Raw genomic sequence first — 26,259 nt, forward strand, 5'->3', positions numbered from 1 at the left:
TTCTATTCTTCGTACTCTGTAAAGTCGACGTTCTCTACAATCCAGCGTTTGCGCGGATCAACCTTATCACCCATGAGTGTAGATACACGACGTTCCGCTTTTGCTGCATCGACAATTTCTACTTTGAGCAATGCGCGTGTTTCAGGGTTCATCGTTGTCTCCCACAGTTGATCCGGGTTCATCTCGCCAAGTCCTTTATAACGTTGAAGCTCCACATTGTTTCCAAATTCTTTCATGTAATTCGCCAGCTCTTCATCAGTCCAGGCATAACGTACACTAGCCATTTTTCCTGATTTGCGTGTGAGTTTGTATAATGGCGGCTGAGCGATATATATTTTGCCTGCATCAATGAGCGGTTTCATATACCGGTAGAAGAAAGTCAGCAACAATACCTGTATATGTGCGCCATCTGTGTCGGCATCTGTCATAATTATGATTTTGGAATAATTGCTGTCTTCAACTGCAAATTCGGTTCCAATACCTGCTCCGATGGCCGATGTAATGGCACGATATTCTTCATTTTTGAGGATATCAGCCAATTTCGCTTTTTCCGGATTGAGTGGTTTACCCTTAAGCGGGAGTATCGCCTGAATCTTGGAATCACGTCCCTGTTTGGCTGAACCCCCTGCGGAATCCCCTTCGACAATAAACAGTTCATTTCGGGTAAAATCCTTGGATTGTGCCGGAGTCAGTTTGCCGTTCAGGTTGGAGCTTTCACTGCGTTTTTTGCCGGTCCGCATCTCATCCCGAGCTTTTCGTGCAGCTTCTCTGGCTCTGGAGGCCTGAACCGCTTTGCGAATCAACGTTTGCGCAACCTGCGGGTTTTCTTCCAAAAAACGCTGGATATTCTCGGACACGACAGAATCCACTGCGCTACGTGCGGAAGCGCTACCGAGTTGATCCTTCGTTTGGCCTACGAATTCAACCTCCGACATTTTGACACTGATGACCGCCATCATGCCTTCACGAAGATCATTGCCTTCGAGGTTTTTATCTTTTTCTTTGATCATGCTGGTACGCCGTGCGTAGTCATTCATCACACGTGTATAAGCGGCTCTGAATCCGGTCTCATGTGTACCGCCGCCCCTAGTGGGAATCGAGTTCACGAACGACGCCAGCGTTTCGGTATAACCCGCGTTATACTGAATCGCTACTTCGACCTCAATGTCATCCTTCTCCGCATAGAAGTGAATGACATCATGCAGCACATCTTTATTTTCGTTAAGAAAAGCAACAAACTGGCTTGCTCCGCCTTCGTACATGTACTCATCCTGATTGCCTGACCGTTCGTCCTTGAGCACAATTCTCAGACCCGAATTCAGAAAAGCAATCTCCTGAAGACGTTCTGCCAGTGTATCATAATTCAATTGAATGCCGTTCTGGAACACCCGAATATCCGGTTTAAACGTAACTTTGGTTCCCGTTCGATTGGTATTGCCCAATACTTCGAGACCAGACACCGGTTCTCCGACATGCTCAACGCCTTTTTTGTCTTGCCAATACTCGAATCGTTGACGATGAATCTTGCCATCGCGGAAAATCTCGACTTCAAGCCATTCGGACAATGCGTTTGTAACTGACGCACCTACACCGTGCAAACCGCCGGATTTTTTATATCCTGATCCACCGAACTTTCCGCCTGCGTGCAAAATCGTAAACACGACCTGGGGAGTAGGAATCCCTGTTTTATGTATACCTGTCGGAATTCCCCTTCCGTTATCCTGAACTGTAACAGAACCGTCCTTATGCAGCGTGATATCGATTTTGGAGCAGAATTTGGCGAGATGTTCGTCGACAGCGTTGTCCACGATTTCCCATACCAAATGATGTAGACCCGAAGTACTGGTGCTGCCGATGTACATCCCCGGCCGTTTCCGTACCGCTACCAGTCCTTCAAGTACTTGAATGTCGTCCGCGTCGTAGCCTGAAGACCCTTGTCCTCCGCCTGTCGAACCTGCCGACATATCGATTTGCTCGACCATTCATGCTCCCCCTTCTTAACTTGCAACTAAAAAAATGCCTGAAATGCAAACAGATGTTTTCTTATCCTTGTCCATTTTAATTCAAGATATCCCGTTTCGTAAAGACAATGAATGACACAAAGAGTGAAGCGATGCCCCAAACACTAAGCACAATAAGGGAAAAACCCAAATTCATCCCTTCAATTGGTGGCAATCCGCCCGACAAATAATCCGGAAGTTCGAGGTTAACCATAAACAAATATTTGGCTGACTGCCAGGACGCGGCCATACTGGTGAGAATAGTCCCTGCTATAAGTGCTGCCATCATGATAACAATGCTTGCAGCTGTACTTCGCACTAATACAGAGACCATGAAGGCAAGCATCGCCACAATAATACTGACAAACCAGATCAGCCCTGCCTGCATTAGCATGTACAGCCATTGGTCCACAGCATGGACTGCCGACATATCGACATCTGTGCCCACAACCCTGAACCCGGTAAAGATCGGCATGCCGAAACCTTTATATCCGAACACCGCTCCCGAGATGACATAACAGATAATGTACGCCGACACCACGATAATCGACACGAACATAATCAACGTTATAAGCTTACTCAGCAACACTTTCCAACGTTTGACGGGTCGGGTCAGCAGCATTTTAATCGTACCTGTAGTGCGCTCACCAGATACCAGATCCGAAGCAATCGCCATAATGAGCAGTGGGATAAACAATCCAACTGCGTTATTCATGAATTCCCGCGTAAAAGTTACACCACCAGGCTCCTTCGGATTGATGTCATTCTCCAGATAGTATTGCATTTGCTGGATGTACACAGTCCTGTACTTTTTGTACTCTTCAGGTACCCGGTCACTGCCAAGCGAGTTCTGATTATCCGTAATGGCTTGTTGCAGTTCAAGCCGCCAGTCGCCGCCAAACTTGTCACGATTATTTTCCGCAGATTTCATCTGGGCATACGTAAACATCGGAACCAGGACCGCGAGTACGATAAAAATAATATAAAGGCGTTTTTTCTTTACCATCTTGATCGTTTCGTTTCGGATCAGCGGCATGATGTTACTCAATGGATTCACCTTCTGTCATTTTTAAGAATAGCTGTTCCAGCGTAGGCTGAATTCGCTGCACTCCTTCAACCTGAATTCCGGCTTGCACCATTTGCTGGACTAAGGCGGGAATCCGATCTTCATGCATTTCAGCAACGACCGCATTCAGACCAAGCCCTGCAACAATGGTATCGTCCATAACATCCGCAGGCCGATCCACCAGGGAAACACCTGCATTCAACAGCATTTTTTTACCTTTCTCCAACGGAGTAACATGCCATATTGCCAATTTGGAATGGTCTTCAATCAGTTCATTGACGCCGCCAACTGCAAGCACGCGCCCGGCACTGATAATTGCCACCCTGTCACAAAGAAGCTGGATCTCGCTGAGCAAATGACTACTGACGAATACTGCCATGCCTTCGCTTGCAAGCTGTTTGATAAAGACACGAAGTTCCTTAATCCCTTTGGGATCAAGTCCGTTCGTTGGCTCATCCAGAATCAGCAGCCGTGGGCGACCAAGCAATGCCTGTGCAATGCCAAGTCGTTGACGCATCCCCAGAGAGTAGGTTCTTACTTTATCATGAATCCGCTGATCGAGACGTACAATATCCACAACTTCCTGAATACGGTCATTATCTACACCGGGCTGCATACGGGCAAAATGCTCAAGATTCTCCCATCCGGTCAAATACGTGTACACTTCCGGGTTTTCAACAATGGAACCGACGTATTTCAAGGCCCGTTCAGGATCACGATTGACATCATATCCGCAGACTTGAATTTTGCCTTCTGTCGGTTTAATCAGATCGACTAACATCCGGATGGTAGTTGTTTTCCCGGCACCATTGGGCCCCAGAAAACCGAAAATTTCGCCTGGTTTAACATCAAAAGTGACATCCTTAATGATCCATTTGCGTCCAATCTTTTTCTTCAGATGATGCACGGACAATACGGAATCAGTCTGTTCTTGTGCCATTTATTTTCCGCTCCCTTCTGCTGGAGTCCCTGCCTGATATTCCTGTGCAATCCGAACCGCAATCTGCTCGTAGCCTTCTCCATTGGGATGAAAATGATCTGACGACAAATACTGTCCCAGGTGATTTTCAAACAGATCAAATGTAGGCACAAGTGTCATCTTGTCCTCGTTGTTCAGAACCTTCATTGCAGCATCGTTCCATGCAGCTACAACCGCATTTCCTGGCTCTTTGAGTTCTTTCACATCCCCAAACGGATTGTATAGCCCTATGTAGGCAATCTGTGCATCAGGGTTAATTTCTTTCACTTTCTTCAAAATCTCCTGCAAACGCTTCGACGTCTCCGGTAACGCCGCAGCAAGTGTTTCTGCCGTTGGCGCGTCTTCTCCCTGGAGAACCTGTCCACCCTGGAACAGATCATTGGCTCCGATCGACAACAGTATAAAGTTGGATTGCTGTAAGACATAACGTACGCCCTGTTCATCTAACTTGTTCAACAATGCGTCTGTTCTCAAACCATTCACACCCATATTGTTCAGCACCTGCACATCATATCCCTGATCTTTGAGCAAATTACCTGCCCGTCTTACAAATCCAAGCCCTTCGTCATCCCCTGTACCTCTTGCCAGGGAATCACCAATCACAGCCATTCGAATTTTGCCATCATTCACCGCAGGCTTTGATTGTCCGTTTTCCTTGGCAGGTGACGTTGTTTGCTGTCCTGTACCTAATTGGGCATCTCCCTCAGGAAAAATAACGTCTTTAATGGCGTATCCAAATCCAAATAACAGCAGTAATGTTGTTAATATGGATACTGTACTAATGGTTCTCCAGATCCATGGCGCTGAATCAAGATTTCTTTTTTTCATTCATCACATCTCCGCTCATGTACACCTGGCCGGGTACTTAAAATTTAAAATGATTTTACATTAAGATGACGCTTTTTCTAAATAACATAAATGTTCTGTCGTTAATTTGCAAATTTTGCCGCTATATAAGTAGAATTCAATATTAAATATGCTTCTACAAAAAAAAGCTATGTCACACACAGCTTCAAGCTGTGATGACATAACCTTTTTTTGAACTAAAATCAGAATTTTCTTCAATAAGATTAATTATTTGCCGATAAATTCTTGAGCCCAATATCCGTTATAGTATCCAACACCGATTTTTGTGAAGTTTTTGTTCAGGATATTCGCACGGTGACCTTCGCTATTCATCCAGGCAGTAACAACCTCTTGAGGTGTTTTTTGCCCTTTTGCGATATTCTCGCCAGCATAGCTGTAAGTTACTCCGAATTGTTTCATCATGTCAAACGGAGAACCATAAGTCGGTGATTGGTGATCAAAATAATTGTTGTTGCTCATGTCTTTAACTTTGGCTACAGCCACTTTGTCCAACAGAGCATCGGAAGCCAATGCGCTCAGGCCAGCTTTGGCACGCTCAGCGTTCACAAGTTTTACGACTTGAGCTGCAAAATCCGATTGTGTGCTCTCGCTGCCACTGTTGCCTGTGTTGCCTGTAGTTGTTCCAGTTCCAGTTCCACTATTTGAAGGATCTTTGGCTGGTGTAGTTGCCGGTTTCTCTTCTTGAGCTGGTTTTGCTGGTTTTGCTGGTGTTGTCGGTTGAGCTGGCTTCGTCGTTTGATCAGGCTGTGCTGCAGGCTTCTCTACTGTTGTTTGCCCTTCGCCAGTGGATACATTGTAACCATTATCTTTCAGCCATTGTTCAATGTACGCTTTTAAGCTTTCCGCACTCGTAATTTTATACGTTGCAGTTTTAGTCGTTGTTTTATATGATGCATCTGCAGCTGAAGCGGAAGCAGGGAGCATAACCCCTACAGCGAGTACGGCTGTCAGACTGCTGGTTACGACGGTTTTCATCCATTTCTTATTCAAATTCATTCATCTCCTTAGAAATATTAGTTATGACAACTTTGTAATTAATACTCTTGGAGTATATCAATTGAATAGTAGATTGTGAACCCGTAAAATATGGAAAAGTAACTTTTTTGTCATTTTTCAACCCGTTTCAAAGAGGTGTGGATGGTTTATAGTACATTGCACCATATGCTGCAACCTGTTCTTAAAACGCTGATATATCAACTGAAATTCAGCACATTACACATAAAATACAGCATAAAAAAATGGCATCCGGACAAGAAATGCTCGCCGAATGCCACTTAGCTTCTATTTATCATTCACCACACCAAAAACGTGAAGATCGCGATATAATAAACTCTTTTTCTATAGAAGAACTTTACTGAAACGATAGCCTCTCTTCTGGAAACCAATATGCTCGTAGAAAGAATAGGTTGTTGAAGTCACTTCACGGTTTGCTCCGGTGACAAACAATTGTTTCCCACCTTGCTGTCTGCCCCAATCCTCAGCACGAGCCATCAGACGACGGCCAATTCCGCCCCCACGATGTTCTTGCCCTACAATCAAGGACGTAATTTGGGCGGCAGGTTCTGGATAGGCATGACTTTGCACACATTGCAAGCCAATCACACCAATAATCTGTTCATCCACTTCGGCAACAAGCATGCATGCGTTTGGATTGCTTTCCAAGCATTCAATGCGCTCTTTCATGACATTGGCTGTTGTCGGATAGCTGACCTCTCGCATCAGTCCCGTTACCGCTTCAGCATCTCGCAGTTCACACTCTCGGATCATCAGTACAGGGGCCTCAACATTATTGGACATGATTTACCTCCACTTTCAGCATATTAGCGGCTTGTACCGCTGTTTTACGAGCTTCTTCCACATCTTGGCCGGCACTTAACGCTACGGCCATTCGGCGTCCCACTTTGGTCTCAGGTTTGCCAAATACACGAACCTGAGTACGAGGAAGCGCCAGTGCTTCTTCAATCCCGCCTACAGTAAAGTCAGATGTTTCATCATTAGCCTTCAGCGTTGCTGAAGCTCCCGGTGTCAGTAAATGTACATCTGTGACCGGAAAACCAAGAATTGCACGCACATGCAGCGCAAACTCGGAACTATCTTGCGTGACCATGGTTACCATACCTGTATCATGCGGACGAGGCGATACCTCGCTGAACACAACTCCATCTGATGTCAGGAATAATTCAACCCCGAACAGTCCATAACCACCGAGTTCATCGGTAACCAACTTGGCAATATGACAAGCTTGCTCCCATTGCTCCGGTGTCATCGCGTGAGGCTGCCACGATTCGACATAATCCCCATCTTTCTGAATATGACCGATCGGAGGACAAAATACAGTCCCTGAGACAGATCTAACCGTGAGCAGCGTAATTTCGCTGTCAAACTTCACAAAGCTTTCCACAATGACACGTACGGATTTGCCACGTGCTCCAGAAAGAGCAATGTTCCAGCAATTCTCTACGTCATCCGGTGTGCGGCATACACTCTGCCCTTTACCGGAAGAACTCATTAGTGGTTTGATGACGCAAGGTGTACCCAATTCACGAACAGCTTCCTGAAGTTGTTCCAGGTTGTCCGCAAAAAGATAGGCCGCTGTCGGAAGGTTCAATTGTTCGGCTGCCAGACGGCGGATGCCTTCGCGATCCATCGTCAAACGAGCAGCACGGGCCGTAGGAACGACACAAAATCCTTCTTCCTCAAGCTCGAGTAAAGCTTCTGTTGCGATTGCTTCAATCTCAGGTACGATGTAATGAGGTTGTTCCTTTCGGATCAATTGCTTCAAAGCTTCGGCATTTAACATGTCGATGCAGTAAGACCGATGTGCAACCTGCATGGCAGGTGCGTTTTCGTAGCGATCAACAGCGATCGTCTCTACTCCCAGTCGCTGGGCCTCAATAACGACCTCTTTTCCCAATTCTCCGCTGCCCAGTAGCAGCATTTTTTTGGCTTGAGCCGAAAATGGAGCACCCCACATGTTCTTTCCAATCCTCCCAAAGAGAAATCTTCTATATCTATCTCTCTATTTTCGGGGTTTTGGTTAAAGATTGCAAGAGTGCTCCCTATTTTTCTTGTGAATTTTACAAGATTTTTTGTGTTTTTTCGATCAATTTTTACAAAAATCTGTATTGAGCTTCTATTAACCCATTATAAACTCCTTGTTTCTGGATAAGTTGCTCATGGTTTCCTTCTTCCTTGATTTCACCATGATCCAGCACGATAATGTTATCCGCATTTCGGATCGTGGAGAGACGGTGGGCCACCATAAAGGAAGTTCTTCCTTTCAGCAGCACTTTCAAAGCCTCCTGAATTTTGAGCTCCGTTTCGGTGTCGATGCTGGCAGTCGCTTCATCCAAAATCAAGATTCGAGGGTCAGCCAGCAAGGCACGGGCAAAGGATAACAATTGCCTTTGGCCCATGGATAATACATTCCCGCGTTCTTCAACTTCCGTATCATATCCACCCGGCAGCTTCATAATAAATTCATGGGCATTAACAGCCTTCGCAGCTTCTTCCACTTCTTCATCGGTTGCATCCAGTCGTCCAAAACGAATATTATCGCGAATGGTGCCAGAGAAGATAAACGTATCCTGCAGCACAATACTGATCTGGCTGCGCAGACTTTCAACCGTTACATCCCTTACATCCTGACCATCAATGGTGAGACGTCCGCCAGAGATGTCATAGAACCGGCTGATCAGATTGATAATGGTACTTTTACCTGAACCCGTATGACCTACAAGGGCAATCGATTGTCCGGCACCTGCAGCAAAACTGATTCCCTTCAGCGCCTGTCTGCCCTTCTCATATTCAAACACGACATTGTCGAATACGATATCTCCTTTAATAGAAGCAAGCGGCTTGGCTCCAGGTTTATCTGCAATACTCGGCTCTTCATCCATAAACTCGAAGATCCGTTCGGAGGAAGCCATGGCTACGAGCAATTGATTGTACATCTGTCCCAGACGGTTAATCGGGTCCCAGAAGTTGCCGACATAGTTGGCAAAGGCTACAAGCAATCCGATTGTCAGCTGCCCCTCTTGAATCAGATAAGCACCAAACCAGAACAGGATTAACGTTCCGAAGCCGCCCGTAATTTCAATCAGAGGACCAAAGCCCTGGTTCATGGCCGATGCTCTGTCCCATGATTTTTTGCTCGACAGATTCATGTTGTCAAAATACTTCATGTTTTCTTTTTCCTGCGTATACGCCTGAGTCACACGAATCCCCTGAATGGATTCATTCAAGTGGGAATTAATACGGGAGTTCTTCATGCGTACATCCTGCCAGGCCCGGCGGATCAGCACACGCAGTTTGGTCGAAATAATAAACATGAGCGGAACCGTAATAATGACCGCGAGGCCCAGTTTCCAGTTGATCAGCAGCAAAATGACGATAATACCGAGCAGCTGCACACAGTCAATCATGACGTTGACCGCACCGTTAGTGAACAAATCCTGCAGGGAGTTGATATCATTGGTGACACGCACCAGCACCGAGCCCGCAGGTCTTTTGTCAAAGAAGTTAAAGGACAGCTTCTGGATATGTTTGAACAGATCCGAGCGAAGATCGTAAATGACCCGTTGCCCGATAACGTTCGTCAATTTGATTCGGTACGTATTAGCCGCCCATTGAATCAGATACAACACAAGCACAGAACCAGCAATAATATAAAGCATCGTTAAGCTTGGCAACCCCGTTGCAGGTGCAATCGCTTTATCAATCGCCAAACTGATCAAAAATGGAACGGACAATTTCGTAATGGTACCCAAAATCATCATTAGAATAATGAGTGGCAAAAGTTGTCTTGCATAAGGTTTCATGTACGAGAACAAACGTCCGAACTCACGCCAGTTAAACGGTTTTTCAATTATTTCGTCGTCCTGATATACAAAACGTTCATTCATTTTCTTGTCAGAGGTCTCTTTGACCTCGCGCCTGTCGGCTACCGTTTCGGCACTCATGAATTCACCTGCTCCCCAGCCTCTCGCTTACCGCGGGCAATATAATCTGCGTATTGAATCTCATATACGTCCCGGTAAGGCCCAGGCTCTTCAATAAGACGTTTGTGTGTGCCACGTTGAACGACCCGTCCTTCATCCAGCACCAGTATCTCATCTGCGTGACGCAGGGAAGAGATCCGATGCGCAATGATAAACGTCGTTCTGCCACGCATGACTTCCTGGAATCCAGATTGAATTTCATGTTCAGTTTCCATGTCGACTGCACTGGTTGCATCGTCCAGAACGAGAATTTTCGGATTTTTGAGCAGAGCCCTTGCAATTGCAATCCGCTGTTTCTGTCCTCCCGACAAGCCCATTCCACGCTCCCCTACAACCGTATCGTATCCTTCAGGGAATTCCATGATAAAATCATGGGCTTTCGCCAGTTTAGCGGCACGGATAATTTCGTCCATTGTTACATTTTTGAGTCCATATGAAATGTTGTTGCGAATGCTGGATGAGAACAGGAACGTTTCCTGGAACACAGAAGCAATCTGACTCCGCAGGCTGCGAATGCCAATATCCTTAATATTTTTGCCGTCCAGCTTGATGGTGCCCGAGTTCACGTTGTATGCACGCATCAGGAGCTGAATAATAGTTGATTTACCCGAGCCTGTTCCTCCCAGGAAGCCTATGACAGAGCCTGGTGGGGCATCAAAGTTAATATCAGTCACTGCCGGCATTTTATTGCCGTAGGCAAAGGTAACGGACTCGAAGGTCACATGCCCTTTGACTTGATCTGCTTCTACAATGACTGGATCTTCTGTCTCTTGTACATCTACCGGCGTATTCAAAAGTTCCAACACCCGTTCACCCGATGCTTTGGATTGCGTATAGTTGTTGATATGGAATCCAAGGTTCCACATTGGACCGATTATGTACCAGATCAAACTGAAAAAGGCAACGAGTTGACCGAGTGTTAACGTTTTCTGAATAACCATGTTTCCACCAATGAGGAGCAGAAGAACTACGCTGACCGAAGCGAGAATCTCCATGATCGGAAAATATTGACTCCATAAGGTTGCTGCATGAATCTGGTTCGTTTTGTAACGCTCGTTGCGGACGGAAAACTTCTCCACTTCGTGAGGCTCACGTGCAAATGACTTTACAGTACGCACACCTGTAATATTCTCCTGTACTGCTGTCGTCAAAGAGCTGAGTGCCAGCCGCATTTCTTGGAACGCAGGGTGAATTCGGGATTCGAATCTCAGCGCAACGAAGGCAAGCAGAGGAATACATATGAGCGTTAGCAAGGTAAGCTTCCAACTCATGGTCATCATCATGATTGCGCCGAATACGACCATCAGAACCATGTTGAGAATTTGAGCGAAGCCAAATCCGATAAAGTTGCGGATCGCTTCGAGATCTCCCGTGAGGCGGGACATCAAGTCTCCCGTTTTGGCCGTGTCGTAATACCGGAAGGATAAAAATTGAAGCTTTTCGTAACAAGCGTTACGAAGTCGGTAAGCCAGGAAGTTTCCGAGACGCCCTCCAAAAAGACCGTGTAAAAATTGCATTCCCGCTTTCAAAATAACGACACCTAATACCGTTAAAGCAAGTTTGGGAACGTCTTCAAAATTGCGCGGAGTGATGACGTCATCAATCAGTATCCTTAGCAGGTTCGGATACACCAGCCCAAGCGCGGTCGCTATGGCGAGGCATAAGATCGATAAAAATAAATACGTGCGCTTCTCCCAGAAAAAGATCTGCAATTGCCTGAGAACATCCATGTCTCTCCTCCTCTTATATCGTTCAAAAACAGTATGAACATTTATGAAGTTTATCACCGTCCCCCATTCGCGGCAAAGCGAATAAGCGACCATATTCAGGCTACTTTCACCTTAATGCGTCATTAAGGGAGGTAGATACCCTCCTATCAATCAAATGTTTGAATATTCTCTTCCTTTCAGGTTGTTCGTACCAAAAAAGGCTCCCTGTATGCCTTTACAGGCAGGGGCCTTTTTGGGTACAACGACAACATTTCAACATATCGCTGTATAACTCATTTTGTTTTAAAACCGTTTCCATACATACATGGATTTGAATCCCTTTTATTCACGTTCGATCTGCCCCAGTTGTACAGCCAGACCCTCCCATTCTTCGGCAGGAATTCCACTGGTCAGCGTCTCGTGAAGGGCACTCACGGCCTCCTCAAGTCTCTCTTCCAATTGACGAGAATGATGCCGCAAAGACTGCCCAAGCTGGTTGTCATAGAATTGAACCAGCTTATTCTCCGCGTCAGGCAGAACATCGATCACCATCTGTTTAATTATGGGGTCAAGTGCCTCCTGCAGCCGCTGTCGTCCATCTCCTTCGAAGAACTGCTTCGGATTACGGAAATAACTCAGATATGCTTTCCAACCTGAAGGTTCTTCCAGACGCACCTCTTCCAGGACAGGTGTACTCCAGCATTCGTTCAGCGGCAACGACAGATCCATACCTCCGGACACTCGTTTCAATTCATCTACACAATCGGTCACTTGCTTGTGCAGCCAAGTCTGACCCGCCTGTTCAAGTCTGAGTGTAGTGGCAAGCAGTTCCTGCTCCAGTTCAATGGCGATCATGCGCAGCAATTCACGACCACAGGCTGCGAATGCTGCTTTCAGATTCCCGCGATCCTCGCGAAGAACGGATGGATGGAACGCTTCAGCCATGAACAGACCAAAACGGTAGCCCAGGCGCTGCCGCACATGGAAGAGCAGTTCAGCCGTTTCCTGAGCCAGTTCTGCCTTCATGGACCGTTCCGCGAGCAAATGTACCCTCTGAAGGGACTGTTCCTGGATGGAGCCCAGCTCATCCCGGCGACGCTGTAGCACCTCTTCCCCCTGAGCCGCATCCTCGGCACGTGTCTTCAGTCGTTTGATCACCCGTGCGATCTCTTCAGAAGCTCCACCAACCGCAAGGTCCGCAAGCTCACTTCCTGCAAACCGGTTAAATTCTTCCTCGAACCGAATGAAGCCGGATTGCTCCAATAATGTCGCATCGTTGCCCGTCTTGCCTTCCAATGCCAGCATGCTGGATACAGGAAAGAGACGTGGTGCCCGAATGCCATTACTGCGCAGCTGCGTGCTCACATGGTCCAGAACCTGCTCCAACTCCTCTTCAGAGGAAGACAAATCACTCGCATTAACTACAAAGAACATCTGATCCATCGCCGAGCTGTCTTTCACACGTCCCAATTGATTCAGGAACTGTCGGTCTCCCTGAGAGAAGGCATGATTGTAGTACGTTACGAAAATGAGTGCATCCGCATTCTTCATATAATTGAAAGTGACACCCGTATGACGGGCATTCACGGAGTCAGCCCCTGGCGTATCTACAAGGACAATGCCTTGTTCTGTCACATCACAACTGTAGTACAGGTCAATACTGTCGACAAAACAAGATTTCTTTTCATTCGCGACAAAGTTACGATATCCGTTCAGATCCACCAGCACATCCTGGCCGAGTTGAGCTGCGGTATCCTCCCAGCCTGCTGCGGCTGCCTGCAAAAAGCTGTAATGCGGACGCCCTGCCGGATGCACATCCTGTGGTGAAAGGGCTTTGACGCGTTTTTGCCAGTCTGCCCCAGGCTCGCCCAGTCCAAGCAAGCGGAAGGAGTACGCGAGATCCTCCTGGAAGGCGTCCGGGGTCTTCATCCGGACCCGGGCAGTTCCATGCTCCGCGCCACCGGAAGGAGCCATGATCCGGTTAATGGCCGCTGTCGTTGGATGCGGCGAGACCGGTAACACAGCTTCGCCCAGCAACGCGTTGGCGAAGGAGGACTTGCCGGCGCTGAACGCTCCGAACAGCGCCAGCGTAAACGTGCCGCCCGCAAGCGAAGCCGCGCGGGCACGCAGATCCCGTACCGCCGACCCCATGGCGGGGTACGGCTCTACCAGCGCAGCGGCGGCTTCCAGCCGTGCCGCCGCTGCGTCCAGGCGCCGGCGGCGCTGTGCGCCAGCTGTCGGCTGCCCATGCACCGCCGCTTTGCGCGGCGGCGGTGCCCCTGGAGTCTGTGGCTGCGCAGCCACAGACTCTGCCGTGCCCGTGTGCGGGCCGAGTGCTTCACCCGGCTCGTACGCGGGCACGGGCGGGCCCTGCACCTCCGGCAACAGCCCGGAGGTGAGGGGGCCCGCAGGCGGCAGCAGGCTGCGCAGCCCTGCTGCCTCGGCGTCGGCGGCGCGCTGCAGCGCCGTGTAGCGCGCCGCCGACGCGGATTGCGCCAGCAGCGCTGCGCGGCTGGCGTCCAGCGCCTGGAGCGCGGCTTCGCCCTGCGCGCCCAGCGCTTCAAGCAAGCGGTCGGCCAGCATCATGGCCGCCCTGCGGTAACGGGCCTCAATCTCGCCCCGTATATCTTTGCTGAATTGAAGCACATACTCGGGAGATACCTCTGCACTGGCGCTCCGTTTCATCTCCAATAGTGCTTCATCTACCGCAGGCAGCTCCGCGTTCAGCGCCTGCTCCCACTCAGCACTCCACAGCTGATGGGCTTCACCCAACTGTCTGAGCATGGTACGGATATGCACCTCAACTTGTCCTGATGCTTGATCCTGCAAAAGTCTCACAAGCTCAGCAGCCCGACGCTGTTTCTCCTGCTCGGTCTTGCCCCCAGAGAATAATAAGCCTACCCGGAAACCGGGTTTACGGCTCTCCAAATAAGCCGCGGCAGAGGTACGAATATCGGCCGGTGTCAGGTTCGCATTCGCCAGAAGCGGTTCCAGTTCCGCCCGAAACTTCTCCCGTTCACGCGATGGTTTGGAACGAAGTTCGGCTTCCTTTTGATCCAGCAGACCCAACTCCCGTTCCAGACGTTCGATACCTTCCTTGCCCCCAATTTCCTCCAGGAGCGTTGTCTCTTCCTCTTCGCGTTCCTCTGCCTGTCTTGTCAGATGCTGCTCAGTCACATGGCTCGCAGAGCTTGCAAGGCTGTGCCTCATTAACCCTTCCTTCTCATTCATCATATGTTCAATCAGTTGAGGAAGCTGCGCCCACTGGCTGTAACGATGCTCCTTGTCACGAAGCGAAGTAAACAGCAGACCATCATACCGAACTTCCCAGGCTGCAAAAATAGCTTCTACACCTTCAACATATTCGTCAAACGAAAGCTCCCGTTCCCGATGTTTATCAATCTGGTTTACGATCAGAAACAACGGTTTGCCCCAATCCGATAGACTTTTGGCAAAAGAAAGATTGCTTTCCGATTGCACATGGTTATAATCCATCACATAGAACACCACATCGGCAAGATGCAGTGCTGAATGGGTTGCAAGGCTGTGCCCCTGATCGGTCGAATCCACGCCTGGCGTATCAAGTAATACCGCATCATCTTTCAGTAAGGGAATGTCATCCCATACTTCAATGGAGGTGTATGCCCCACCATTCTTGCAATACTCTTCCAATTGTTCTGGCGAAACCTCAAGAACTCCCGCTGAATTGTCAGCGCTTACGTTCGATGACGTATAAATAAGTGCTCTCGGCTCACCGTTACGGATGGATACAACATTCGCACTTGTAGGTACAGGACTCGAAGGCAAAACCCGCTTGCCGCATAAACTATTAATTAGACTCGATTTGCCCGCCGAGAAGTGTCCACAAAACGCAATCGTTAACTGTTTCATTTCCGCCTTACTGATCAAATCCGTTAAAGCCTTTACAGCAGTATGGTCCCCTGTCTGCTCCATCGCTTCTCGCAGTGGAAGCAGAGGTTTAGCCATCTCTACTGGGTAATCTGTTCTGGACATGACTGGCCTTCCCCCTGGCTCCTCTAATTTGACATCTGGTCCGATGTCTTTATCTTATAATTCATTTATTTTACCATTATCAAGTTTGAAATTGAACGGTTGGAATTCTCCACATAAAAAAATAAAACCGATGCTATCGGTTTTATCTGTGAAACGATTGGATACCATAAGCTTGCTGCGTCCATGCCCCATGGATCACCTTCAAAAGGATAACCTGTGACATAGAAGCAGCACATCTTATTATTTCAAATCTCTTAAGAAACAGCGTTCTCCATCGAAGGCAGCAAAATTTCAAATACTTGGCCATGCTGCAAAATCGTAATGTTACGACCTTTGTCTCTCATGACAACCACTTCTGGTTTCGTGGACATACGCTCCAGATAATGTTCAGGCACATCGCCAGAATGGCTTACAGTGATGCCTTCTACTTCTTTTTCTTCGTTTTCAGCCATTTCCTGTTCAACGATTTGTTCGAAAATATCGGAGAAGGCCTCAAAATTGTCAGTGTACACGGAAATGCATTTCATGATTACTCATCCTCTTCTGCTCATTAATTTATTTTTCGTTTTGGGGTTGTGGCACGTTCCTTATCTTTCCTGATTTGGGACGTTTTCATACGCTTTTTACCTTCTCTGCATATGTCCAGCAATGGACAGACATGACATTGAGGGTTCTGTGCCTTGCAATGGTAGCGTCCAAAAAATATGATCCGATGATGGGTTAAAGTCCACTCATCCCGGGGTACGCGCTTCATTAGTTTTTTCTCGACCTCAAGTACGGAATCATCCCAACCTGCCAATGCCAACCTTTTGGATACACGTTCAACATGCGTATCCACGGCAATTGCCGGGACTCCAAATGCATTGGATACAACGACATTTGCCGTTTTCCGCCCGACACCAGGGAGCGTCACAAGCTGATCATGTTCCTGCGGTACATCACCGCCATACTGCTCTATTAAAATTCGGCACATGTTCTGAATATGCTTGGCCTTGTTTCGGTACAAGCCGATACGCCGGATATCCTGCTCCAGCTCTTCGAGAGGAACAGACAGATAATCGGCAGGACTGGTGTACTTTTTGAACAAGTCTGCGGTTACCTTGTTTACCGTTTCGTCGGTGCACTGGGCAGACAACAGGACAGCTACAGTCAATTCAAACGCGTTGCTGTGATTTAATTCGCAATGTGCATCAGGAAACATTGCTTCCATTGTATCGAGTATATGCCTAACAGTGGCTGCATTCATGAAGAGCTACCTCCCACAAAATGACTCCACGCGGTGGAGCCTTACTTCGAAGCTTCTTTCGAGTACTTTGCGGAGACCCCAAAAATCTTGCAAAAAAAACGTCCTGATGCGGGAAAGATCCCGCATCAAGACGGTCATTCTTTTGATCCTCGAAAAGAAACGATTACTGTTTTTGGATCTCCAGTACAACGTTGTTCAGGAGATACAATACAATATTATCATTATCTTTGAGAGATTGCACGCTTAAAGTGTTGTCACCCTGGTGAACAAATGCGCCTGTACCCAGTGCAAAACGATAATTCGTGTCCGATGTGGACTCACGTTTAACCAAAATTTGGTTACCAACTCCATCATAAGACCAGAACTGTTTGCTCATGACTGTCAACACTCTGAAACGGGTGGAATTATCCGTATCCTTCGTCATTTCAACACGATCACCTACAGTAAGACTGCCAAGAGTAGTTAATGTAGATCCCGATTTGACCACTTTTACAGAACCACTAACAGGAACCGTCTCACTTTGACCATTAAACAGTTTCAGTGTAACTGACGAAGCATCAACAGATGTAACCTCCGCAAGCGTACGTTTAACAACTTGAACCGCTTTAGGCGTCGTTCCCTCAAATGTAACGTTAATCAGGTTGCCGGCTGTCAACTGCGAGACCGTAATAGTCTGACCGCTTTCCCCTGTCAGTACCGCTTGATCAACGTAGAACTGACTTGTCAGCGAATCCGATTTCACACGAACACGACCATTGGTCTCTACAGAGACTACTTCAAATTGAGCCACGGTGTTCAAAGCCACTTTTTGCACATAGTCCTGATTCGAACCCAGCGTAACTGTGACACTGTCACCGATCTTCAGATCACTCAGACTTGCTCCAGATTTGTTGTAGATCTCGATGGTTGGAACTGTAGAGTACGGTACTGTTACCGTCTGGCTTCCGGACAACAAACTGATTTTTCTGCCCGCAGTATCGATGCTGCTAATTGTGCCTTCGTATTTGTAGATCACTTTAACGGATAACGCACGAGTTCCCACATACGTCAGATCCAATTTGCGGCCATCATTCAACAAAGGCTCCAACCCAGCAAGTGTAGGCTTCGTTGTGTTATAGTCCAGCTTCGTTTTGTCATCGAGCGTGAACACAAACGGTTTTTTATTGCTGTCGAGAATCGTCAATACTTTTGTTTTGCTGTTGTAGGATACAACGGAAACCCCGTTCATTGGCTCCATCTGTCGTCCGATCACTTGAATGCGCGTTACACGATCTTCAGAATTTAACGTAAGCTCAACCTGATCCCCATTGGTTGCATCCGAAATCAGATCATTCAGCGTAGCATCCTGGATTCCATTAATTACGACTTCCGGCTTCTCTGCTAGCAGCTTCGCTTCCAGTGATCCACCTTCACGTTTAAACGTCAGTGTCGATTGGTTACCACCGACCTCCACCAGTGTACCGCGTAAAGACTGCTCTACACCTTGCGACAATTCGATCGTTTGCAGGATGCTGTCTTTCACCGTATACTTCACTGCACTTCCCGCTTTGAGCTCGGCCAGGGAAAGGATTCGGTCCTGGTAACGAATGATCAGATTATCGTTGTAGGTATATTGCTCTGTAGTTCCGGCAGCATTGGTAAGCTTGATCGTTTTGGCAGCAGTCGTTACTTCCGCAACAACGCCACTATCACTTTTGTTGACAATACCGGACTTCACACGAATAACAACTGTCTTTTTGTCAGCAGAGAACGTCTCACGCTGTACTTCAATGGTGCTGTCTGCTGTTATATCAGACAGTTTGATTGCATTTCCGTTTTGATCGATAAATGCCGTTGCCTCATCATAGCCGTACGTTTCATAATTCTCGCCTACAAACAAGCCAATTTTATTCCCTGACAATGAACGGGCAAACGTACCTTCAACGCTTTCTACCTGTGGTGTAGCATCAACCACTTCGACATAGGAAGCCGTACCGGTAGTACCTACAATCTGAACTTTTGTATACAGCTTCACATCCGCAGACGATGCACGGGATTCACTGTCTTTTGTAAAGTAAGGTGTACTGCTGTTCACTGCGAAGTTGACAGCTTTTCCGTCCACAACCAGCGTGATCTGCCCATCTTTTAATCCAGTTACATAACCCGTGGATGTGTTCGCATACTTCGTATCCGTTAACGTTTCGCCACGGCTGAAGAATGTAGCGAGTTGGGCACGCGTTACAGAGCCAGTTGGATTAAATTTGTTGCCATCTACACCTTTGGCCAGATCCAGGCTTACAGCCAGATTGATGTACCCTTTGCCACTTTCGGAAATACTATCATTATCAGCAAATCCGGTAGATTGGTTGTTTTGCGCCTTCGCTTCAGCATCTTTGTTCAACGAACGGATCAGCAATTTCGTAATCCATTCACGTGATGCTGGTTTCTGTCCCCATGATGTTTTCGATACATCCACAGTGGATTCTTCCGTTTTATCAATGAGTCCCAGTTGAAGCGCCAAAGCGACATATGGCTTGAAATAGTTTCCCACTTCCATATTTGTCGGTAATGCCGTAGCCGTGCTGTCGTTCAACTGGTTCTCCTTGTTCATAAAACGGATCGCCATCGTCACAGCTTCCTGCTGCGTTACCGCGTCTCCCGGACGGAACAGGCCGTTGTTACCGAGAAGAATACCTTGATAGGCCAGCTTGTACACATGTTTCTCAGCCCAGTATCCGACCTTGATATCACTGAACAAACCGGTTGGTGCAGCTGTATTGCTTACAGTTGCAGTCTGGCCTTGCCCCGTATCTGTTGATTCTGCTGCCATGGCAGCTCCGCCGGCGCTAAGGGCCATCATGCCTGCAAGCACGGCTGAAACTACTTTTTTAGAGTGTGATGGATTGTTATATTTAAAAGTCACCTGTGATTCCCCTCTCTCATGTAAAACGGCCGATATTCCGCAGATTCACGGTAAAACAACATGCTGTACAACCTATTCGGATCGTGTCATTGGATGCTCAAGATCCACATGTCCCATCAAACTCTCGGATTTCTGGCCGTCTACCAGCAAATCAAGCGATTTGACTTCATCAAACTGGAAGAACGTTTGCTTCAAAGCATCAATGGCAAATACTTCACCACCTGCACCAAGACGTGCTGTATCCGGCATATGGATATCCAAGGTAAGCGCACCGTCTTTGAACTGAACAGATTTCAATTCAATTTCTTTCGCCCAAAGCGGAACAAGTTTATCGTCCTTGCTTTGTTGCAGCGCTGCAAATGCAGCCTTGTACTTGGCATCATCCGAAGCGTAAGTAATATCTGCCGTTGCTTTGTGCAATTCCAACTCTTCCAGATCTGTGTAGTACACATCAATGGTTTTCTTCTCATTACCTTCGGATGTTCCAGGCTTCTCTGAAGTAGTTCCACCCGATGGAGTCGTTGTACCCTCCGTAGTGCCTTCTGTTGTACCCGGTGTCGTTGTCGTTGTATCCTCCGGATCCACGGTTACAGGTTCAGTAATATCCGTCTCATTCTGATTCTCAGACGCATTATTCTCTGTTCCCGCACCTTGAGTCTGATTTGGAGCTGGAGCAGCTGTTGGCTTGCTTCCACATCCAGCAGCAACTGTCATAACCGTTACCAGCAGCGCTGCAATCCATAATTTTTTGTTCATTCTAACTCCGCCTCCTGATCATAAGGGTTGAACCCTTATTTAATTCCCAGATACTCCTTGATCCCTGCAACAATCCCTTTGGCTACACTGTTCTGGAAACTTTCAGTGAACAATGCCGCTTCATCACTCTTGTTGCTCAGGAAACCAGCTTCCAGCAAAACAGCCGGCATCGTTGTTTCACGGGTTACGTGGAGACTTGCCGTTTTTACTCCGCGGTCCTTCAGACCAGATGATTGCAGAAGGTACTTGTGCATCACCGAAGCCAATGCCTTGCTATTCGAACGGGTGTAATACGTCTCCACACCGTTTGCCGCTGCAGACCCGCTGTTCGCATGAATGGAAATAAAGATATCCGCCTTCAATTTTTCTGCGATCTTTACTCGTTCACTCAAAGCCAAAAATGTATCATCGCTGCGCGTCAGCACAACGTCAATGTTAGATTCTTTTTTCAGCAATGCTTCTACTTTCAGAGCCATTGCCAGATTGAAGTCTTTTTCCTTCTTGCCGGTTACACCGATGGCTCCCGGGTCCTGATCACCATGTCCAGCGTCTACAACAACAACTTTTTTGCCATTGTTTCCAACAGGAGGTTGCGGCGTTGTAGTGCCTTCTTTGTTCAGATCAATCATAACCAGACCGGAGTCACTTTGCACGTCATAACCTTTGGCAGTGCTCAGATCAATGACAAAACGAAGAGTAGAAGGACTATTGCTGTACAAAGAATAACGAATCTTCGATACATCCGGATATCCACTCACTACAAGCTGTCCATTCTGGTTGCTGTCCAGAGCTTGTCCTTCACTGAAAGAATCAGCGAATGCGGTATTTGGCAAGTCTATAACGATTCGATCCGGTCCTGTCATCGTGAAGACGTTCGGCTTCGTATTTCCGCTTGTTGCAATCAAAAAGCGGTTGTCACTGAAGCTGATGCCGTTCACCAGTACAAGACCCTCCTGATCCGATCCTCCACCATCATTACCAGAGTTCGGAGGAGTGGTTGCCCCGTTTCCGGAACCTGAATTCTGGGTAACTAATGTTACCGTCTTCGTTGTATTGTTCCAACCCACCTTAAGGCCCATTTGCTCACCAATGAACCTTAAAGGCACAAGTGTAGTTCCATTTTTCACGAGTGGCGGGGCATCCAGGTTCACGTTACTGCCGTTCACCGTTGCCGTCTTCTGTCCAACAATCATCTGCATGGCAGTGTTGTCTTTGCTAATAGTCACGGTGCTTGTTGCCTGTTTCCAGTCCACACCATATCCCAGGCTCTCCGAAATAACCCGAATCGGAACCATCACTTTGCTATTGATGATTTCCGCTTTGGCATCCGAAGGCTGCACAATTTCTTTCCCATCTAGGATAATATGCGTATCTGCTGCTGCATGACTATAGCCCGGGAAAACGAGCCCAAAGACAAATAACAGTACCAAAAAACCGAACTTCTTCATCCTTCACCCCTACCATTCTCATATTTTTTTGCCGCATGTTGTGAACCTTCAGCTCCGACTGACCACTGAGGCATTACCAGACACCTATTAGACGCCTCGCACTCTCAAAAGTTGCGAATATATTCCAACATAACAGAAAAAAAACGTTGTCAAATCAAGCTTTTTCTACATTTTATTGTCTGTATTTTTCCTTAATTATCAATTATGCATCTCGAAACAACGCACTAGCCTGACCTTCATATTTGCGCACGATCCACATTAAAGACCCAAATATTCAACAATTCCGTCAATGATGGCCTGTGCACATTTATTTTGATAATCTTCGGTCAGCATCATTGCTTCATCCGCAGGATTACTCAGAAATCCGAGTTCAAGCAGAACTGCGGGCATCGTTGTTTCACGGGTTACATGCAGACTTGCCGTCTTCACTCCCCGGTCCTTAAATCCCGTAATCGGCAATACATGCTTGTGCAAAATGTCAGCCAGATCCTTGCTCTCCTTACGACTGTACAACGTTTCAATTCCATTAGGAACAGTCGTTGTAAACTTGTTTCCATGGATCGACACAAAAATATCTGCCTGATTCAGTTGGGCGATATCCACACGCTGCTGCAGGGATAATTCCGTATCGTCCTGCCTTGTAATCACAGTCTGAATCTCTGTACGCTGCTGCAGAAGTGCCTGAACTTTGAGTCCCACTGCCAAATTAAAGTCCTTTTCATAGGCGCCTGTCACACTGACGGCTCCCGACTGTCGTCCGCCATGTCCTGGATCGATAATGACAACCTTTTTGCCATCATTGGTTGGCACAGCAGGCTGACTTGTTGGTTCTCCATTACTCGCCGCAACGTCAACAAGCAACACGTTGTTCTCGCCCAGTGACCATTTGGCTGTCGCTACCTGACTCAGATCAAGGACCACACGAACCGTTGAAGGCGTTTGGCTGAACATTGCATATCGCACCTTGGATACCAGCGATGAATCCGTAACCAGCAGAGTTCCGCTACCATCCGGATTGGAAGCCTGTCCCTGGATAAATTCCTTGGCAAATGTGGTGCCGGGCAGATCTACGATAATACGATCAGGTTCGCTAAGACTGGAAACCTTCGGTGTGATTTTCCCGTTCGTCGCCAGGATCAGACGATCCCCGCCGAAGCTGATGCTTTGAAGCTTTGACAGACCATCCGGTTCAGGAGCTTCCACTGGGTCATTTTCACTTTCCGTACCGGCTACAGGAGGAATGCTAGATAGGCTAACTGTCTTGGTTCCATTGTCCCATCCCACCTGAAGGCCCATGCCTTCACCAACAAAACGTAACGGAACCAGTGTAGTCCCCTGTTTAATTAGAGGCGGAGAATCGAGACTCACCCGATTTCCATTCACGGTGGCCGCATCTTCGCCTGCCGTCATCTGGATACTGCTGTTGCCTTTGAGAATACGAACCGTCTGGGTAGCTTTCTCCCATTTCACCTGATAACCGAGGTTTTCCGAGACGATCCGAATGGGCACCATCACGATTTTGCCAGTATTCTCGGCCGGAGCTCCCGACGGCTGATTAATGGTCACACCGTCCAGCACAATCGAGGGAGACGAATCGGCATTTGCCATGACAGGAAATAAACATAGGAACAGAAAAACAAAGACTGCTGTCCACCATTTCTTCATACATCTACCACCATTCTGTTTGTCTTTTGAACCTTCGACCTGATTCGCTGTGGTGCAACACTCGACTCTATCTACCCTTCCATAATCTACTAATCAGTTTATCAGATATTGTCACTTCATCCGGTTACAACGTTGTCATATTTAGTCGGATTATCCTGCAATTCGAAGACAAATCGCTTCATTGCCAAATGCAAAAAAACCTCCAATTCGATCCAAGGAACGGTGAAGTTCCCTGCATGATTGGAGGTTAGATATACGAACTACAGATGAAAGATTAGACTGAGGCCGTTTGTCCAAACAGCTTTGCCGCGTGGCGCTGTTCATAAGCGGTAATTTCATCATCATGCTGGAGTGTCAGGCCAATATCATCCAGGCCTTGCAACAGGAACTGACGACGGTGCTCATCCAGATCAAAATCAATATGCAATCCGAGCGCATCTGTAATCGTTTTGTTTTCCAGATTGACATTCAGTTCATAACCTTCATGAGTCGCTGTACGCTGGAACAGATCTTCTACCTGCTCTTCCGACAGTTTGATTGGCAAAATGCCGTTTTTGAAGCAGTTATTGTAGAAAATATCCGCATACGATGGTGCAATTACACAACGGAATCCGTAATCCATAATCGCCCATGGTGCGTGCTCACGAGAAGATCCACAACCAAAGTTAGCGCGTGAGATCAGAATGGATGCTCCTTCGTAGCGAGGTTTATTCATTTCGAAAGAAGGATTGTTGTTGCCCTCTTCGTCAAAACGCCATTCGTAGAACAAGAATTGTCCAAATCCGGTCCGTTCGATCCGTTTCAAAAATTGTTTTGGAATAATTGCATCTGTATCTACATTGACCCGGTCTACCGGTGCAACGATGCCTTGCAGTGTTTTGAATTCATCCATATCATTCGTTCTCCCTTCAATCCGTTCCTAGTTAAATAGCTGCTTCCGTTTTGAAATTCCAGTCACGTACGTCAACGAAGTGTCCTTTAACCGCTGCTGCTGCCGCCATTGCAGGAGATACAAGGTGAGTACGTCCTCCGCGTCCTTGACGTCCTTCGAAGTTACGGTTGGATGTCGAAGCACAACGTTGTCCTGGTTTCAGTACATCCGGGTTCATTGCCAGACACATACTGCATCCTGCATCACGCCATTCAAATCCAGCTTCCGTGAAGATTTTATCCAGACCTTCTTTTTCTGCCTGAATTTTAACACGTCCCGAGCCTGGTACAACGATCGCTGTAACATTGCTGGATACGGTGTGACCTTTGGCTACCTGTGCAGCAGCTCGCAGATCTTCAATCCGTCCATTGGTGCATGAACCGATAAATACATAATCAACCGGGATTTCGGAGATCGGTGTTCCAGGTTCCAAGCCCATATATTCAAGCGCTTTTTCAGCAGCTTTACGTTCGTTTTCAGTTGGCAGTTCAGCCGGGACAGGAACTTTCGAAGAAATATCGGTTCCCATACCTGGGCTAGTACCCCAAGTTACTTGCGGAATCAATGTTTCCACATCGATTTCAACCACACGGTCGAATTCAGCACCTTCGTCAGTTACAAGCTCTTTCCACGCAGCAACCGCTTCATCGAATTGGCCATCGGCAGGTACGTATTCACGTCCACGCAGATACTCAAAAGTTGTTTCATCCGGAGCAATCATGCCCGCTCTTGCTCCACCTTCAATGGACATGTTGCAGACGGTCATACGCTCTTCCATGCTCAGTTCACGGATCGACTCACCTGTGTATTCAATAACATATCCAGTAGCAAAGTCTGTACCGTATTTGGCGATGACTGCGAGAATCATATCCTTCGCCGTTACACCCGGGTTACGTTTGCCGACAAAACGAACTTCCATCGTTTTGGCTTTGGCTTGCTGCAAACATTGAGTTGCCATAACGTGCTCTACTTCACTCGTTCCGATCCCGAATGCGAGTGCGCCAAATGCACCATGTGTGGATGTGTGGCTGTCGCCACATACAATCGTTTTACCTGGATGAGTCAGACCGAGTTCAGGACCCATAACGTGTACGACACCTTGATCAATCGTATCCAGGTCATACAGTTTTACGCCAAAGTCACGGCAGTTTTGTGAAAGGGTGTCAATTTGTTGTTTGGAGATTGGATCTGTTATGTTAAACCGATCCTTCGTTGGAACGTTGTGATCCATGGTTGCAAACGTCAGCTCAGGGCGACGAACTTTACGGCCGCTCAGACGCAGACCTTCAAACGCCTGCGGGGATGTTACTTCATGCACCAGATGCAGATCGATATACAAAATGCTTGGTTTGCCTTCTTCCTGATGAATCACGTGATTTTCCCAAATTTTCTCAAACATCGTTTTTTTACTCATCATTTTCACCTCATCATAAGTTCGGTCCTTGGAAGAGCCTCATGTTGTATTCCTCTAAAAGTGAAGCTCTTGAATGACATAAATATATCACCCTGTCCTTGATTGTTCCAAGATATAATATCTATAGATGTAATAGGTTTAACCTATAATGAGGGGAGCGCAAATAAACCACTGCTCTACGCAGAGGTTTCAGTTGATAACAATTATCATTATCATATAAATCTATACTACGTTCCAGCCTCTTCGCTGTCAATGCTTTTTA

18 protein-coding genes are annotated in these 26,259 nt (G+C 47.3%); all 18 read right to left on the reverse strand.

Annotated elements, in window-relative coordinates; genetic code table 11:
- Window positions 1-2 precede the first annotated feature (2 nt).
- Complete coding sequence (gene parE, locus BMY78_RS15670) at window positions 3-1,982, reverse strand: DNA topoisomerase IV subunit B (RefSeq protein WP_090900409.1); 1,980 nt, start codon at window positions 1,980-1,982, stop codon at window positions 3-5.
- A gap of 76 nt (window positions 1,983-2,058) precedes the next feature.
- Window positions 2,059-3,048, reverse strand: a complete 990-nt coding sequence (locus tag BMY78_RS15675) for an ABC transporter permease (RefSeq protein WP_090900412.1) — start codon at window positions 3,046-3,048, stop codon at window positions 2,059-2,061.
- Entirely contained in the window at window positions 3,041-4,006 is a 966-nt protein-coding gene (locus tag BMY78_RS15680; RefSeq protein ID WP_143067038.1) for an ABC transporter ATP-binding protein, read from the reverse strand. Before BMY78_RS15680 ends, BMY78_RS15675 begins: the two co-directional genes overlap by 8 nt.
- Window positions 4,007-4,873: a GDSL-type esterase/lipase family protein gene (locus BMY78_RS15685; protein ID WP_090900415.1), complete on the reverse strand. Its 867-nt coding sequence runs from the start codon at window positions 4,871-4,873 to the stop codon at window positions 4,007-4,009.
- 246 nt (window positions 4,874-5,119) lie between these two features.
- Window positions 5,120-5,902 carry a CAP domain-containing protein gene (locus BMY78_RS15690; protein WP_256222164.1) on the reverse strand — a complete coding sequence of 261 codons (783 nt, stop codon included), beginning with the start codon at window positions 5,900-5,902 and terminating at the stop codon, window positions 5,120-5,122.
- Between the two features lie 348 nt (window positions 5,903-6,250).
- Window positions 6,251-6,709: a GNAT family N-acetyltransferase gene (locus BMY78_RS15695; protein WP_062328403.1), complete on the reverse strand. Its 459-nt coding sequence runs from the start codon at window positions 6,707-6,709 to the stop codon at window positions 6,251-6,253.
- Window positions 6,699-7,886, reverse strand: a complete 1,188-nt coding sequence (gene purT, locus BMY78_RS15700; protein ID WP_090900421.1) for a formate-dependent phosphoribosylglycinamide formyltransferase — start codon at window positions 7,884-7,886, stop codon at window positions 6,699-6,701. Before purT ends, BMY78_RS15695 begins: the two co-directional genes overlap by 11 nt.
- A gap of 136 nt (window positions 7,887-8,022) precedes the next feature.
- A complete protein-coding gene (locus BMY78_RS15705) occupies window positions 8,023-9,873 on the reverse strand; it encodes an ABC transporter ATP-binding protein (RefSeq protein ID WP_090900424.1) in 1,851 nt (616 codons plus the stop codon).
- A complete protein-coding gene (locus BMY78_RS15710) occupies window positions 9,870-11,642 on the reverse strand; it encodes an ABC transporter ATP-binding protein (protein WP_090900427.1) in 1,773 nt (590 codons plus the stop codon). The genes BMY78_RS15705 and BMY78_RS15710 overlap by 4 nt, the downstream gene beginning before the upstream one ends.
- Before the next feature lie 321 nt (window positions 11,643-11,963).
- On the reverse strand, window positions 11,964-15,635 hold the full coding sequence (locus BMY78_RS15715) for a dynamin family protein (protein ID WP_090900429.1): 3,672 nt from the start codon (window positions 15,633-15,635) through the stop codon (window positions 11,964-11,966).
- A 254-nt stretch (window positions 15,636-15,889) separates the two neighbouring features.
- Window positions 15,890-16,162, reverse strand: coding sequence for an NAD/NADP transhydrogenase alpha subunit (locus BMY78_RS15720; RefSeq protein WP_090900431.1), 273 nt, complete (start codon window positions 16,160-16,162; stop codon window positions 15,890-15,892).
- Window positions 16,163-16,185: 23 nt separating this feature from the next.
- Complete coding sequence (gene nth / locus BMY78_RS15725) at window positions 16,186-16,881, reverse strand: endonuclease III (protein WP_090900434.1); 696 nt, start codon at window positions 16,879-16,881, stop codon at window positions 16,186-16,188.
- A gap of 163 nt (window positions 16,882-17,044) precedes the next feature.
- Window positions 17,045-19,783 (reverse strand): S-layer homology domain-containing protein, encoded by a 2,739-nt coding sequence (locus BMY78_RS15730; RefSeq protein ID WP_090900436.1) that lies wholly within the window; start codon window positions 19,781-19,783, stop codon window positions 17,045-17,047.
- A gap of 72 nt (window positions 19,784-19,855) precedes the next feature.
- Window positions 19,856-20,539 (reverse strand): GerMN domain-containing protein, encoded by a 684-nt coding sequence (locus tag BMY78_RS15735; RefSeq protein WP_090900439.1) that lies wholly within the window; start codon window positions 20,537-20,539, stop codon window positions 19,856-19,858.
- 35 nt (window positions 20,540-20,574) lie between these two features.
- Window positions 20,575-21,987, reverse strand: a complete 1,413-nt coding sequence (locus BMY78_RS15740; protein ID WP_090900442.1) for an N-acetylmuramoyl-L-alanine amidase family protein — start codon at window positions 21,985-21,987, stop codon at window positions 20,575-20,577.
- A gap of 258 nt (window positions 21,988-22,245) precedes the next feature.
- A complete protein-coding gene (locus tag BMY78_RS15745; RefSeq protein WP_090900445.1) occupies window positions 22,246-23,652 on the reverse strand; it encodes an N-acetylmuramoyl-L-alanine amidase family protein in 1,407 nt (468 codons plus the stop codon).
- A 274-nt stretch (window positions 23,653-23,926) separates the two neighbouring features.
- Window positions 23,927-24,544 (reverse strand): 3-isopropylmalate dehydratase small subunit, encoded by a 618-nt coding sequence (leuD, locus tag BMY78_RS15750; protein ID WP_090900448.1) that lies wholly within the window; start codon window positions 24,542-24,544, stop codon window positions 23,927-23,929.
- A gap of 31 nt (window positions 24,545-24,575) precedes the next feature.
- Window positions 24,576-25,997, reverse strand: coding sequence for a 3-isopropylmalate dehydratase large subunit (leuC, locus tag BMY78_RS15755; RefSeq protein WP_090900450.1), 1,422 nt, complete (start codon window positions 25,995-25,997; stop codon window positions 24,576-24,578).
- Window positions 25,998-26,259 lie beyond the last annotated feature (262 nt).

Origin of the sequence: Paenibacillus sp. OK076 (genome assembly GCF_900110055.1) — a bacterium.
In the GTDB taxonomy this organism is placed as follows: Bacteria; Bacillota; Bacilli; order Paenibacillales; family Paenibacillaceae; genus Paenibacillus.

Bases quoted from the DNA above. Each gene is read 5' to 3' on its own strand.
- leuD (WP_090900448.1), bottom strand. From the start codon at position 24,544: ATGGATGAATTCAAAACACTGCAAGGCATCGTTGCACCGGTAGACCGG.
- BMY78_RS15745 (WP_090900445.1), bottom strand. From the start codon at position 23,652: ATGAAGAAATGGTGGACAGCAGTCTTTGTTTTTCTGTTCCTATGTTTA.
- BMY78_RS15715 (WP_090900429.1), bottom strand. From the start codon at position 15,635: ATGTCCAGAACAGATTACCCAGTAGAGATGGCTAAACCTCTGCTTCCA.
- BMY78_RS15740 (WP_090900442.1), bottom strand. From the start codon at position 21,987: ATGAAGAAGTTCGGTTTTTTGGTACTGTTATTTGTCTTTGGGCTCGTT.
- purT (WP_090900421.1), bottom strand. From the start codon at position 7,886: ATGTGGGGTGCTCCATTTTCGGCTCAAGCCAAAAAAATGCTGCTACTG.
- BMY78_RS15720 (WP_090900431.1), bottom strand. From the start codon at position 16,162: ATGAAATGCATTTCCGTGTACACTGACAATTTTGAGGCCTTCTCCGAT.
- BMY78_RS15685 (WP_090900415.1), bottom strand. From the start codon at position 4,873: ATGAAAAAAAGAAATCTTGATTCAGCGCCATGGATCTGGAGAACCATT.
- BMY78_RS15705 (WP_090900424.1), bottom strand. From the start codon at position 9,873: ATGAGTGCCGAAACGGTAGCCGACAGGCGCGAGGTCAAAGAGACCTCT.
- nth (WP_090900434.1), bottom strand. From the start codon at position 16,881: ATGAATGCAGCCACTGTTAGGCATATACTCGATACAATGGAAGCAATG.
- BMY78_RS15695 (WP_062328403.1), bottom strand. From the start codon at position 6,709: ATGTCCAATAATGTTGAGGCCCCTGTACTGATGATCCGAGAGTGTGAA.
- leuC (WP_090900450.1), bottom strand. From the start codon at position 25,997: ATGAGTAAAAAAACGATGTTTGAGAAAATTTGGGAAAATCACGTGATT.
- parE (WP_090900409.1), bottom strand. From the start codon at position 1,982: ATGGTCGAGCAAATCGATATGTCGGCAGGTTCGACAGGCGGAGGACAA.
- BMY78_RS15735 (WP_090900439.1), bottom strand. From the start codon at position 20,539: ATGAACAAAAAATTATGGATTGCAGCGCTGCTGGTAACGGTTATGACA.
- BMY78_RS15710 (WP_090900427.1), bottom strand. From the start codon at position 11,642: ATGGATGTTCTCAGGCAATTGCAGATCTTTTTCTGGGAGAAGCGCACG.
- BMY78_RS15680 (WP_143067038.1), bottom strand. From the start codon at position 4,006: ATGGCACAAGAACAGACTGATTCCGTATTGTCCGTGCATCATCTGAAG.